The organism is Mycobacterium sp. H4Y (genome assembly GCF_000364405.1).
Lineage (GTDB): Bacteria > Actinomycetota > Actinomycetes > Mycobacteriales > Mycobacteriaceae > Mycobacterium > Mycobacterium intracellulare.
On the sequence record NZ_AKIG01000001.1, the window covers coordinates 1,609,318 to 1,622,357 of the forward strand.

Genomic DNA, 13,040 nt, shown 5'->3' on the forward strand with positions numbered 1-13,040 from the left:
GAGTAAAGTGACGTCGGTGGCCGCGGCTTCGTCGAATGACCGGATGATCGCCGGGGTCGCCGCTGCCTCCGTCGCGCTCGGTGTCACCCAACTGGCCAGCATCCCGTTCGGTGCGCGGGCCGAACCCCGCGCCGCCGTGGGTTCTGCGGTCGTCGACCTGACACCGGGGCCCGTCAAAGAGTGGGCCATCCAAACGCTTGGCCCGCTGGACAAACCGTTCCTGGCCGTCGTCGTGCTCGTGGTGATCGCGACGATCGCGGCGATCGCCGGGACCCTCGAGACGCGGCGCCGCCCGTTCGGCAGCGTGGTGATCGCCGCGGCGGGCGTCCTCGGCTGCATCGCCGTGCTGTCGCGACCAGGCGGGACGGCGCCCGATACGCTCCCCACCATCGTCGGTGCCGCGTGTGGCGTAGGGGTGCTGCGGGTGCTCACCCGGCGGTTCTCGCCTGAGCCGGACGACGACGCAGACGACCAGGAGGTGGCACATCCAAGCCGGCGCAGGCTGGTCATGTACGGGTTGCTCGGACTGGGCGTCGTCAGTGGGGTAGTGGGGGCGTTCGGTACCCGGCTGGCGCATTCGGTGGAAGCCGACCGTAAGACGTTCGCCCTACCCCGGCCACGATCCCCGGCGCGTCCGATACCGGCCGAAGTGCAGCCGAAAGGCGTTGCGTTGCCGAGCTTTATCACTTCAAGTGCTGACTTCTACCGGGTCGACACCGCGCTGAGCGTTCCCCAGCTCAGCCGCGGCGACTGGCGCCTGCGGATCCATGGGATGGTGGACCGCGAGATCACCTTGAGCTTCGACGACCTCGCCCGCTTCGACATCGTCGAGACGGTGACCACGTTGACATGTGTATCCAACCCCGTTGGTGGAGATCTCATTTCAACGGGCATCTGGACCGGCTACCGGCTGGCGGAGCTGCTGGCCGCGGCCGGTGTACACCGCGATGCCGACATGGTGCTCTCAACGTCGATCGAGGGATTCACCGTCGGCACCCCTGTGCAGGCGGTCACGGACGGCCGCGACGCGTTGCTGGCGGTCGGCCTCAACGGTCAACCGCTGCCGGCCGAGCACGGCTACCCGGCCCGCATGGTGGTGCCGGGACTCTATGGCTACGTCTCGGCCACCAAGTGGGTGGTGGATTTGGAGCTGACCCGGTTCGATCGGGCCAAGGCCTACTGGACGCGGCAGGGCTGGGCGGCGCAAGCGCCCATCAAGACGGAGTCGCGGATCGACGTGCCCAGGGGTGGCCAGACGGTGCCGGTGGGGCCGGTGGTGTTCGGCGGCGTTGCGTGGGCACAAAATCGTGGCGTGCGGGCGGTCGAAGTCCGCATCGGCGACGGCGGCTGGCAACCGGCCGAACTGGGCGCGAGTTATTCCAATGAGACATGGCGATTGTGGCGCTTCCCGTGGCAGGCGAAAAGCCCCGGGCGGGAAACCATCACCGTGCGAGCCATCGACAACACCGGTGCCGTCCAGACCGAAGAGCGCGCCAATCCCGTCCCCGACGGCGCCACCGGCTGGCACACGGTGAACTTCGCCGTCGTGCCGGCGTAGCAGCCTATTTCGACGAGAGCTTCCGCCAACTGATCACCGCGATCGCTATGCCGACGAGCGCTGTGATCGGCCCGATGACGGACCAGGTGGTGGTGTTGCTCATCGGGCTGCCGCCAAGCACCCCGAACCCTTGCAGTGCCCAGATCACCCCGAACAACGCGATGATCAGCCCAACCGCGAAAGTGACGACGAATCCTCTGCTCATAGAGGGACCCTACGTGCCGATTCGGCGGTCCGAAGCCGCTGCGGTACGAATGACGGGTGGCTGAACCGACCATCCTGCTGCTGTCGACATCCGACACGGACCTGATCAGCGCCCGTTCCAGCGGGAAAAACTACCGGTGGGCCAACCCCTCGCGGCTCTCAGAGGACGAACTGCCCGACCTGCTGGCCGGCGTCGCCATCGTGGTGGTCCGGATCCTGGGCGGCTACCGGGCCTGGCAGGGCGGGATCGACACGGTGATCGCCAGCGGCGTGCCCACGGTGCTGGTCAGCGGCGAGCAGGCCGCCGACGCCGAGCTGACCGGCTTGTCCACGCTGGCGGCCGGCATCGCGGTCCAGGCGCACATCTACCTGGCCCACGGCGGCGTGGACAACCTGCGGCAGCTGCACGCCTTCCTCTCCGACACCGTGCTGATGACCGGGTTCGGGTTCACCCCGCCGGTCGTGACGCCGACGTGGGGCGAGCTGGCGCGGCCGAATGCCAAGGATGTCGATGGGCCGACGATCGCCGTGCTGTACTACCGCGCTCAGCATCTGGCCGGCAACACCGGTTACGTCGAATCGCTGTGTGGGGCCATCGAGGACGCCGGTGCACAGCCGCTGCCCGTCTACTGCGCATCGCTGCGCACCGCCCAACCCGAACTGCTGCAACGGCTCAGCGCCGCCGACGCGATGGTCGTGACCGTCCTGGCCGCCGGGGGACTCAAACCGGCCACCGCGTCCGCGGGCCGCGATGACGACAGCTGGAACGTTGAACACCTTGCCGCGCTGGATATTCCGATCCTGCAGGGGCTGTGCCTGACCAGCCCGCGCGCCCAGTGGTGCGAAAACGACGACGGCCTGAGCCCGCTCGACGTGGCCAGTCAGGTGGCCGTGCCCGAGTTCGACGGCCGCATCATCACGGTCCCGTTCTCCTTCAAAGAGATCGACGAGGACGGCCTGATCTCCTATGTCGCGGACGCGGAACGCTGCGCCCGGGTCGCCGGGCTGGCGGTGCGGCACGCGCGGCTGCGCCACGTCGCGCCGCCCGACAAACGGGTCGCCCTGGTGTTTTCGGCCTATCCCACCAAGCACGCCCGTATCGGCAACGCGGTGGGGCTGGACACGCCCGCGAGCGCCGTCGCGCTGCTGCGGGCGCTGCGCGATCGCGGGTACCACGTCGGTGACCTGCCCGGCGTCGAGGCGAACGACGGCGACGCCTTGATTCACGCGCTGATCGAACGCGGCGGCCAAGACCCCGACTGGCTCACCGAAGGCCAATTGGCCGGCAACCCGATCCGCGTGTCCGCCAAGGACTACCGCGCCTGGTTCGCGACCCTGCCCGCCGAATTCACCGACGCCGTCGTCCAGCATTGGGGACCGCCACCGGGGGAGCTGTTCGTCGACCGCAGTAACGACCCCGACGGTGAAATCGTGATCGCGGCAATCCAATCGGACAACGTGGTGCTGATGGTGCAGCCGCCCCGCGGCTTCGGCGAGAACCCGGTGGCCATCTACCACGATCCCGACCTGCCGCCCAGCCACCACTACCTGGCCGCCTACCGCTGGCTGGACACCGGGTTCGGGGCGCACGCCGTGGTGCATCTAGGCAAACACGGCAACCTGGAATGGCTGCCGGGAAAAACCCTGGGCATGTCGGCGGGCTGCGCGCCCGATGCCGCGCTGGGCAACCTGCCGCTGATCTACCCCTTCCTGGTCAATGACCCCGGCGAGGGCACCCAGGCCAAGCGGCGCGCGCACGCGGTGCTCGTCGACCACCTCATCCCGCCGATGGCGCGCGCCGAAACCTACGGCGACATCGCCCGTTTGGAACAGCTGCTTGACGAGCACGCCAACGTCGCCGCGCTGGATCCCGGCAAGCTGCCCGCGATCCGCCAGCAGATCTGGACCCTCATCCGGGCCGCGAAGATGGACCACGATCTCGGGCTCACCGAACGTCCCGCCGAGGACTCGTTCGACGACATGCTGTTGCACGTCGACGGCTGGCTGTGCGAGATCAAGGATGTCCAGATCCGCGACGGCCTGCACATCCTGGGCCAAAAGCCCACGGGGGAGCCCGAACTGGACCTCGTGCTGGCGATCCTGCGTGCCCGCCAGCTCTTCGGCGGCGAGCACGCCATTCCCGGCCTGCGCCAGGCGTTGGGTCTGGCCGAGGACGGCACCGACGAACGAACCAGCGTGGACGCGACCGAGACGGTGGCGCGGGAGTTGGTCGCGGCGCTGCAGGCCTCCGGCTGGGATCCCGATGCGGCCGAACGGCTCAGCGACAACCCGGACGTGGCGCGAGTGCTCCGGTTCGCCGCCACCGAAGTGGTGCCCCGGCTGGCCGGCAGCTCCGCCGAAATCGAGCAGGTGCTGCGCGCCCTGGACGGACGATTCATCCCGGCCGGCCCCTCGGGCTCCCCGCTGCGCGGCCTGGTCAACGTGCTGCCCACCGGGCGCAACTTTTACTCCGTCGACCCCAAGGCCGTGCCCTCCCGGCTGGCCTGGGAAGCCGGTGTGGCGCTGGCGGATTCGCTGCTCGCCCGCTACCGCGACGACCACGGTCGGTGGCCGCGATCGGTGGGACTGTCGGTCTGGGGGACCTCGGCGATGCGCACCGCCGGCGACGACATCGCCGAAGTGCTCGCGCTGCTGGGCGTTCGGCCTGTGTGGGATGACGCGTCGCGCCGTGTCGTCGACCTCGCCCCGATTCCCCTGAGCGAGCTCGGGCGCCCCCGCATCGACGTGACGGTCCGGATCTCCGGCTTCTTCCGGGACGCCTTCCCGCACGTGGTGACGATGCTCGACGACGCGGTGCGGCTCGTCGCCGGGCTCGACGAACCGGCCGACGACAACTTCGTGCGGGCCCACGCTGAGGCCGATCTGGCTCAGCACGGCGATCAACGCCGCTCGACCACAAGGATTTTCGGATCGAAGCCGGGCACCTACGGCGCCGGACTGCTGCAGCTCATCGACAGCCGCAACTGGCGTGATGACGCCGACCTCGCCGCGGTCTACACCGCGTGGGGCGGGTTCGCCTACGGACGCGACCTGGACGGCCGCGAGGCAGTCGACGACATGAACCGGCAGTATCGGCGTATCGCGGTGGCCGCCAAGAACACCGACACCCGGGAACATGACATCGCCGACTCCGACGATTACTTCCAGTACCACGGCGGCATGGTGGCGACCGTGCGGGCGCTGACCGGCCAAGCGCCCGCGGCCTACATCGGCGACAACACCCGCCCCGATGCGATCCGCACCCGCACCCTGTCGGAGGAGACCACGCGCGTGTTCCGGGCCCGGGTGATCAATCCGCGCTGGATGGCGGCGATGCGCCGGCATGGTTACAAGGGCGCGTTCGAGATGGCGGCGACCGTGGACTACCTGTTCGGCTACGACGCGACGGCTCAGGTGATGGCCGACTGGATGTACGAACAGCTCACGGAGCGTTACGTTTTGGACCCGGAGAACCGGAAGTTCATGGCCGAGTCGAATCCCTGGGCGCTGCACGGCATGGCCGAACGGCTGCTGGAGGCGGCCGGGCGCGGCATGTGGGCGCAGCCGCAACCGGAGACCCTCGACGGGCTGCGCCGGGCGCTGTTGGAAACCGAGGGCGACCTGGAGGGCTGACCCCTCCCGCGAGTATGCGGCGTGCCGCACACCCGGCACTCAATGTGCGGCTGGCGGCACGCTGGGCACGAGCCGGCGGAGCCGTCAGATGCAATCCGATCCGCCATCCGGTAGGCGGTGATGGCGGCGACCCCTTCGGGGAGGCCGGCACGGCCGAGGTCGCAGTGCTGGTGAAAGTTGTCGTCGGCGGCAAGGATGTCAACGTCGAATTGCCACGAGCGGTAGGTTGGCACCGTGACACCGACGTTCGCCGATCTCGCCAAGGCGCAATACATCCTGTTGACCACGTTCACCAAGGACGGCAGGCCCAAGCCGACGCCGATCTGGGCCGCCGCCGATCAAGGCCGGCTCCTGGTCATCACCCAGGAACAGTCGTGGAAGGTCAAGCGCATCCGCAACACCCCGCGTGTCACGCTGGCCACCTGCACGATGAACGGCCGCCCCACCAGTGAGGCCGTCGAGGGGACCGCCGTCATCCTCGACAAGTCGCACACCGCCGCGGTCTACGACGCGATCGGCAAGCGCTACGGCATCGTGGGCAAGGTGTTCAACTTCTTCAGCAAGTTGCGCGGCGGCATGGAAAACAATGTGGGGCTCGAGCTGAAAGTGGCGTGAACGCTAGGCCGTCGCGCCGGCCGCCAGGTGTTCGCCGAAGAACGCGAACACGCGGCGCCAGGCGTCCTCGGTGGCGTCCTCGTTGTAGCCGAAGCCGGTGATACGAAGCAGACCCTGGGCGGGAAGTTCGTTGGCGAAGCTGTGCCCGGCGCCGGGGTAGACCTTCACATCGGCGGTGATGTTCTTGTCGGCGATCGTCTTGCGCAGCTTCTCGGGCGCGCCCCGTCCCAATGGGTCACGACCGCCCAAGCTGGCCACGATCGGGCACGCCCCATCGAGCGTCTTGTCGAGGTTGCGGGGCAGGGGAGTGCTGTAGAAGGGCGCGGCGGCACCAAAACCCTTGGGCGACATGACAAGTGCGAACTGGCCGCCCATGCAGAAACCGGCGATGCCCACCTGACCGGAACATTCCGGCATGGCTTTCAGGTGATCGCGCGCGGCCAGGATGTCGGTGAGGGCCCGGCCGCGCTGCGTCTGCAATTCCTTCATGACCCGCGAGATGCAACGGATCCGGCCACCGCGGGCATACATGTTCGGGGTGAGAGCCAGATATCCCGCCCGGGCGATGCGGTCGTTGGCCGACTGCTTGTCCCGGCCGTAACCGAACGCATCGTGGATCACCACCACGCCCGGCCACGGGCCCTGTCCCGACGGCGTGCTCAATAACGCATCGATCGGTCCGTCGGGGGTATCGATCTGAATCGTCGTCATAGCGTCATCTAACTGCAATCGCGAGGACGAGCACCACGGGAACTCCAACGCGGTCCGCGGACGTTGGCCTGACATGGTGTCGCGGCTGTTGCTCGTCTATGCCGTCGTCGAACTGGCGGTGATCTTCGCGCTGGTGTCGACGATCGGATGGGGTTGGACCCTGCTGATGCTGTTGGCGACGTTCCTGCTCGGGTGGGGCATCGTCGCTCCGATGGCAGGGTCCCACCTCATCCGTCGAATCGGGAGACTGCGCTCCGGGCCGGCCGGCTCACGCGACGCGGCCGGCGACGGCGCGGTGGTCAGTTTGGCCGCGCTGCTCGTCCTCATGCCCGGGCTAGTCAGCACGGCGCTGGGCCTGTTGCTGCTCATTCCGCCGGTGCGGTCGGCCGCCGGCCCCGGGCTGGGCGCCATGGCGGTGCGCACGCTGCGGCGCCGGGTGCCCGGAATCAGTTACGCCACCACCTTCCGCGCCGATCCCTATCCGGCCGGTCCTTACCCGGATGACGTCCGCGGCCAGGGCGACTACATCGACGGCGAGGTCATCGACGTCAAGGACGTCGAACCGGTGCGAACCCAGCGCTTCGACGGGCGCTGAGCCGGCGGGGCCGACCACAGTTGCCTTTGCACGTAGCTTTGGGCTGTGGCTGATGGTCCCCTTCCTCCTCAGGCCGTTTCGCGGCCTGCATCGTCACGGCACGTGACCGATGGTCCCCTTCCTCCTCAGGCCGTTTCGCGGCCTGCATCGTCACGGCACGTGACCGATGGTCCCCTTCCTCCTCAGGCCGTTTCGCGGCCTGCATCGTCAGGGCACGTGACCGATGGTCTCAATAGCCCGGTGACTCTGCTCGTCAACGGCCGGGTGCACAGCCCCTCGCACCCCGACGCGACCGCGATGGCGGTCCGCGGCGGCGTCATCGCCTGGCTGGGCAGCGACGAGGTGGGGCGCAGCATGTTTCCCGATGCCGACGTCGAAGACGTCGACGGCGGTTTCGTGGCGCCGGGATTCGTCGACAGCCACATTCACCTGACTGCGACCGGCCTGACACTGAGCGGGCTGGACCTGCGCCGGGCCGGCTCGCGCGCGCAATGCATTCAGATGGTCGCCGACTACGCCGCCGCCCACCCCGGCCAACCGGTATGGGGGCACGGGTGGGATGAAACCTCGTGGCCGGACAACACCCCGCCCGGCACCAGCGACCTCGACGCCGTTCTCGGCGACCGACCCGCCTACCTGGCACGCGTGGACGTGCACTCCGCGGCGGCCTCGACGGGCCTGCGACGCCTCGTCGCGGAACTTCCTTCGGCGCCCGGCTTCAGTGAGCAGCGGCCCCTTGCCGGCGACGCGCACCATCTGGTGCGCGCCGCCGCCCGCGCCCTGCTGACCCCCGAGCAGCTCGCCGATGCCCGCGCCGCGGCGCTCGAGGCCGCCGCGGCGGCTGGCATCGTCGCGGTGCACGAGTGCGCCGGTCCCCAGATCGGCGGGATCGACGACTGGTTGCAGCTGCGGTCTCTCGAGCACGGTGTCGAGGTGATCGGCTACTGGGGCGAGGCGGTGCGCACCCCGGCGCAGGCCCGCGAGCTGATGGCCGCGACCGGGGCGCGCGGCCTGGCCGGTGACCTGTTCGTCGACGGCGCGATCGGGTCGCGCACCGCCTGGTTGCACGAGCCCTACGCCGACGCGCCGGACCGCGCGGGCACCTGCTATCTGGACGCCGACGCCGTGGAGGCCCACGTGCGGGCGTGCACCGAGGCCGAGATCACCGCCGGGTTCCACGTCATCGGGGACGCCGCCGTCGCCACCGTCGTGGACGCCTTCGAGCGGGTCGCCGCGGACCTCGGGCCGGTCGCCGTCGCGCGTTGCGGGCACCGCCTCGAGCACGTCGAGATGATCGACGCCGAGCAGGCCACCAAACTGGGTCACTGGGGCGTCGTCGCCAGCGTGCAGCCCAATTTCGACGCCCTTTGGGGCGGCGCCGACGGCATGTACGCGCGCCGGCTCGGCGCCGAGCGGGGCAGTCGGCTCAACCCGTTTGCGCTGTTAGCATCCCAAGGCGTGCCCCTCGCGCTAGGTTCCGACGCCCCGGTGACGGCTTTCGACCCGTGGATGAGCGTGCGCGCGGCCGTCAACCATCGCACCGCGGGCAGCGCCGTCTCGGCGCGGGCCGCGTTTGCTGCGGCCACCCGCGGTGGCTGGCGCGGGGCCGGTGACCGCGACGGCAAGGCGGGCACCCTGACGCCGGGTGCGCCGGCGTCGTACGCCATCTGGGATGCCGGGGCGCTGGAGGTGCACGCCCCGCGCGACACCGTGCAGCGGTGGTCGACCGACCCGCGGTCCCGCGTGCCCGCGTTGCCGCGCCTGGGCCCGGACGACGCCCTGCCGCGGTGCCGGCGAACCGTGCATCGGGGCGCTGTCATCCATGGCTAGGCACTGGTCGGGCGGTGAGGAGCCCCCGGACCAAGACGAACCGGACCAAACCGCCGCCGCCGACCCGGTGGAGGAACGGCCCGACCCGATCAGCGACGACGCCGAATCCGAGCGCGACGACGAGCCCGCCGACGCGCACCCGAAACGGCCCCGCGAGCGCGCGCGGCTGACCGACCGACTGGGGACCGTGGCCCGCCGGGCGGCGACCGGGCTGGTGACCGCGGTGATCGCGAGGCTGCCCGCCGCCCAGGCCGCACTGCTGCCCCGGCTGACCCGGCTGATCTGCGCCGTGGTGGGCGGCCTGCTTCTGTGCGCCAGCTTCCCGACTCTGAACTGGTGGTGGGCTGCCGTGATTGCCGCGGCGCTGCTGGCGTGGGTGCTGACCGATCCCGCGACGACGCCGGCGGGCGGGCTGGGCTACGCGTTCCTGTTCGGCCTGGCCTTCTACCTGCCGCTGTTGCCGTGGGTCGGGCTCCTGGTCGGTTCCGTGCCGTGGGTCGCCCTGTCGGCCGTGTCGGCGCTGTTTCCCGCCGCCTTCGGTCTGTGCGCCGTCGTCGTGCGCCGGCTGCCCGCCTGGCCCATCTGGTTCGCGCTGCTGTGGGCCGCACAGGAATGGCTGAAGTCGGTCTTCCCGTTCGGCGGCTTCCCCTGGGGCTCCGTGGCGTTCGGCCAGACGCACGGACCGTTCCTGCCGCTGGTTCAGCTCGGCGGCGTCGCGCTGCTGTCCATGGCCATCATGCTGGTGGGTTTCAGCGCGACCGCCATCGCGCGGGAGATCGTGAAGTGGTGGCGCGCGGGCCACCCGGTGCGCGGCGCGGCCGAGGGAGCGGAAACCGAGCCGCCGCCGCCCGCGGTGGTGCTGCCCGGCGTCTGCATCTGCCTGGTGCTGTTCGCGTCGGCCATGGTCTGGCCGCAGGTGCGGCACGCCGGCACCGGCTCGGGAGGCGAGCCGTCCGTGACCGTCGCCGCGGTGCAAGGCAATGTGCCGCGGCTGGGTTTCGAGTTCAACGAGCAGCGACGGGCGGTGCTGGACAACCATGTCCGCGAGACGCTGGCGCTGGCCGACGACGTGCGCGCCGGGGCCGCGCCGCAACCGCAATTCGTGATCTGGCCGGAGGACTCATCCGACATCGACCCGCTGGTGAACCCGGACGCCGCGCTGGAGATATCGCAGGCCGCGGCCGCGATCGGCGCCCCGATCCTGATCGGCAGCGTGCTCGAAGTCCCCGGACGCCCCCCGGAGGATCCGCACTACACGAACACGATGATCGTGTGGAACCCGGCCACCGGCCCGGCCGAACGCCACGACAAGGAAATCGTCCAGCCGTTCGGCGAGTACCTGCCGATGCCCTGGCTGTTCAAGCATCTGTCCGGGTACGCCGGCCGCGCCGGGAGCATGGTGCCCCGGCCGGGCAGTGACGTCGTGCACATGGCGGGGGTCCCCGTCGGGGTCGCGACGTGCTGGGAAGTGATCTTCGACCGCGTCCCGCGGCACGCGGTCCTGGGCGGCGCCCAGCTGCTGACGGTGCCGGCCAACAACGCCACCTTCAACAAGACGATGAGCGAACAGCAGCTGGCGTTCGCCAAGGTCAGGGCCGTCGAACACGACCGATACGTGGTGGTCGCGGGCACGACGGGGATCAGCGCCGTGATCGCCCCCGACGGCGGCGAGTTGGCGCGTACCGACTTCTTCCAGCCCGCCTACCTGGACATGCCGGTGCGCCTCAAGACCAAGTTGACGCCGGCAACCCGCTGGGCGCCGCTGTTGCAGTGGATCATGGCGGCAGCGGCCGGGGCGGTCATTTTGGCAGGGATACGGCACAATGGATGGTTCCCGCGTCCGAGTCGTCTCAGGACCAGGTCCTCGGGTCGATCGGCACGTCCTTCCAAAACGGCCGGTGCGACCCCGGGCACATCCCCGCCCGACGAGCACGACTCAGACACCGCGCCCGACGAGGGCGGGGATCGCACGCCGGCAGACAACGGCGGGTGACGACACTCCGTCCCACCCGGGGACGGCCGACTTGCTTTCAATTCGGGCGACACAGAGGAGCTACATGACCACCGGCCAGCCGGCGCCCCACGCCCCGGGCAATCGTCCCAGCCAGCGCGTCTTGGTGATCATCCCGACCTACAACGAGCTGGAGAACCTGCCGGTGATCCACCGGCGGCTCAAGGACGCGTGCCCGCACGTGCACCTGCTCATCGTGGACGACAGCAGCCCCGACGGCACCGGCCAGCTGGCCGAGGAACTGGCCGCGGCCGACGCCGGTCGCACGCACGTCATGCACCGCACCGCCAAGGACGGCCTGGGCGCGGCGTACCTGGCGGGCTTCGCCTGGGGACTGAGCCGTGACTACTCGGTGCTCGTCGAAATGGATGCCGACGGCAGCCACGCCCCCGAACAGCTGCACCGCCTGCTGGACGCGGTCGACGGCGGCGCCGATCTGGCCATCGGCTCGCGCTACGTCGACGGCGGGACGGTGCGCAACTGGCCCTGGCGGCGGTGGGCGCTGTCCTGGACCGCCAACACCTACGCGCGGCTGGCGCTGGGCATCGGGGTGCACGACATCACCGCCGGCTACCGCGCCTACCGGCGCGAGGTCCTCGAGGCGATCGACCTCGACGGCGTCGACTCCAAGGGCTACTGCTTCCAGATCGACCTGACGTGGCGGACCATCTGCAACGGGTTCACCATCGTCGAGGCGCCCATCACGTTCACCGAACGCGAGCTCGGCGTGTCCAAGATGAGCGGATCCAACATCCGCGAAGCCCTGGTCAAAGTGACCCGATGGGGCATTCAGGGCCGCCGGTCGGGCGCGCGGGCCACCAGGGCGGACAACCGCAGCTAAACCGCGCGGTCAGCCCCGTCGACGGGTCTTGATGATCTCGAGGCGCTCCTTGAGCAGCTCTTCGAGTTCTTCGACCGAGCGGCGCTCCAGCAGCATGTCCCAGTGCGTGCGCGGCGGCTTCACCTTCTTGGGCTCGGGCAGGTCGCCCTCGATCAGGGTGCCTTCCAGCCCGTTGCGGCACAGCCAGGTGCCGGGGATTTCGGCGTCGTCGGCGAAGGGGACCTCGAACTCCTCGCCGTTCTCGGTGCGGTACTTCGCGAGCTGGCGCGGCGCCAGGTCATGGTTGCGGTCGGTCTCGTAGCTCACGGCTCCGAGGCGACTGCCTCTCAGTACGCGATCAGCCATGGGTGCTACTCCTTTAAGTCGTTTCGGAGCCCTGCGGCCCCCTGTGGTGCAATTCTCTCTCGATTAGCAACGCTGTGGCGATCTGCGCAGTTCCCGGCGTACAGCCGGCGTACGCGACGCGACCTTCAATGATACCGGGATCGCAGGAGATCCCCGACTAAAGTCGGCAGGCGTGAGTCGCCGTACCCACCCGCAGCCCTGCCGCTGGTGCGGTCGAGACGTCGCCGACGTGGGGATGGGCCGCCGCCGCCAGTACTGCCGGCAGTCGTGCCGGCAGCGGGCCTACGAGCAACGTGCCTCGTTGAACCGGCACGGCGCTGCGGCGGTGCCCGACGACGCGGTGGTGCTGTCGGCCGACGACGCGGCCGACCTCTCCGACCGCGTCTACCAGGTGCGGTGCGCCGCAGAGGATGTCGCCACCGCCCTCGAGGAAGGCGCCGAGGCCACCGAACTGCGCCAGTTATGCGACGCGCTGATCCACGCGGCCCGCGCCGCCGACGGCTGGCGCCGAGCGGGTGTCTGACACTGCGCCTGACCACCGACTATGGCTAGACGGGTACAGTCTCGCCATGGACCACGGGCCACGTCTGCAGCGGGCCGTGGTCCATCGAGTTCACCGGGCTGGGCGCGGCGCACCTCGCCTGAGCGGGCGCCGCACCTGTCCAAGCCGGTCCTCCTGTAGCAATCGGGAGCAGCG

Annotated in this window: 9 protein-coding genes and 1 pseudogene; 7 read left to right on the top strand and 3 right to left on the bottom strand. The window is 69.8% G+C overall.

Annotated features, from left to right (window positions below; translation table 11 throughout):
- Nucleotides 1-7: 7 nt before the first annotated feature.
- On the top strand, nt 8-1,558 hold the full coding sequence (locus W7U_RS07145) for a molybdopterin-dependent oxidoreductase (RefSeq protein WP_008256367.1): 1,551 nt from the start codon (nt 8-10) through the stop codon (nt 1,556-1,558).
- 4 nt (nt 1,559-1,562) lie between these two features.
- On the opposite strand, the gene W7U_RS07150 is transcribed toward W7U_RS07145, so the two are convergent.
- Nucleotides 1,563-1,763, bottom strand: a complete 201-nt coding sequence (locus W7U_RS07150; protein ID WP_020822433.1) for a hypothetical protein — start codon at nt 1,761-1,763, stop codon at nt 1,563-1,565.
- Between the two features lie 56 nt (nt 1,764-1,819).
- Here W7U_RS07150 and cobN point away from each other — a divergent pair, with 56 nt between their 5' ends.
- Both cobN and W7U_RS07160 read left to right on the top strand, forming a co-directional pair.
- Nucleotides 1,820-5,395 (top strand): cobaltochelatase subunit CobN, encoded by a 3,576-nt coding sequence (gene cobN / locus W7U_RS07155; protein ID WP_008256369.1) that lies wholly within the window; start codon nt 1,820-1,822, stop codon nt 5,393-5,395.
- Nucleotides 5,396-5,629: 234 nt separating this feature from the next.
- Entirely contained in the window at nt 5,630-6,010 is a 381-nt protein-coding gene (locus W7U_RS07160) for a PPOX class F420-dependent oxidoreductase (RefSeq protein ID WP_008256371.1), read from the top strand.
- Nucleotides 6,011-6,013: 3 nt separating this feature from the next.
- Here the strand turns inward: W7U_RS07160 and W7U_RS07165 are convergent, their stop codons facing one another.
- Entirely contained in the window at nt 6,014-6,721 is a 708-nt protein-coding gene (locus W7U_RS07165; RefSeq protein WP_008256373.1) for a dienelactone hydrolase family protein, read from the bottom strand.
- Nucleotides 6,722-6,794: 73 nt separating this feature from the next.
- Here W7U_RS07165 and W7U_RS07170 point away from each other — a divergent pair, with 73 nt between their 5' ends.
- The 3 genes and pseudogenes from W7U_RS07170 (at nt 6,795) to lnt (ending at nt 11,998) form a co-directional block, all read left to right on the top strand.
- On the top strand, nt 6,795-7,316 hold the full coding sequence (locus tag W7U_RS07170; protein WP_008256375.1) for an FxsA family protein: 522 nt from the start codon (nt 6,795-6,797) through the stop codon (nt 7,314-7,316).
- Between the two features lie 297 nt (nt 7,317-7,613).
- Entirely contained in the window at nt 7,614-9,146 is a 1,533-nt protein-coding gene (locus W7U_RS07175) for an amidohydrolase (RefSeq protein WP_085976846.1), read from the top strand.
- Nucleotides 9,147-9,357: 211 nt separating this feature from the next.
- Nucleotides 9,358-11,998: pseudogene (gene lnt / locus W7U_RS07180) on the top strand (apolipoprotein N-acyltransferase).
- Between the two features lie 9 nt (nt 11,999-12,007).
- Here lnt and W7U_RS07190 read toward each other — a convergent pair.
- On the bottom strand, nt 12,008-12,343 hold the full coding sequence (locus W7U_RS07190; RefSeq protein ID WP_007770897.1) for an RNA polymerase-binding protein RbpA: 336 nt from the start codon (nt 12,341-12,343) through the stop codon (nt 12,008-12,010).
- A gap of 172 nt (nt 12,344-12,515) precedes the next feature.
- Between W7U_RS07190 and W7U_RS26600 the strand changes: the two genes are divergently transcribed.
- Entirely contained in the window at nt 12,516-12,866 is a 351-nt protein-coding gene (locus tag W7U_RS26600) for a hypothetical protein (protein WP_026071594.1), read from the top strand.
- Nucleotides 12,867-13,040 lie beyond the last annotated feature (174 nt).

What these genes read in the sequence shown, in the direction of transcription:
- W7U_RS07150 (WP_020822433.1), bottom strand. Translation starts at nt 1,763, where the DNA reads ATGAGCAGAGGATTCGTCGTCACTTTCGCGGTTGGGCTGATCATCGCG.
- W7U_RS07165 (WP_008256373.1), bottom strand. Translation starts at nt 6,721, where the DNA reads ATGACGACGATTCAGATCGATACCCCCGACGGACCGATCGATGCGTTA.
- W7U_RS07170 (WP_008256375.1), top strand. Translation starts at nt 6,795, where the DNA reads ATGGTGTCGCGGCTGTTGCTCGTCTATGCCGTCGTCGAACTGGCGGTG.
- W7U_RS07175 (WP_085976846.1), top strand. Translation starts at nt 7,614, where the DNA reads ATGGCGGTCCGCGGCGGCGTCATCGCCTGGCTGGGCAGCGACGAGGTG.
- W7U_RS07190 (WP_007770897.1), bottom strand. Translation starts at nt 12,343, where the DNA reads ATGGCTGATCGCGTACTGAGAGGCAGTCGCCTCGGAGCCGTGAGCTAC.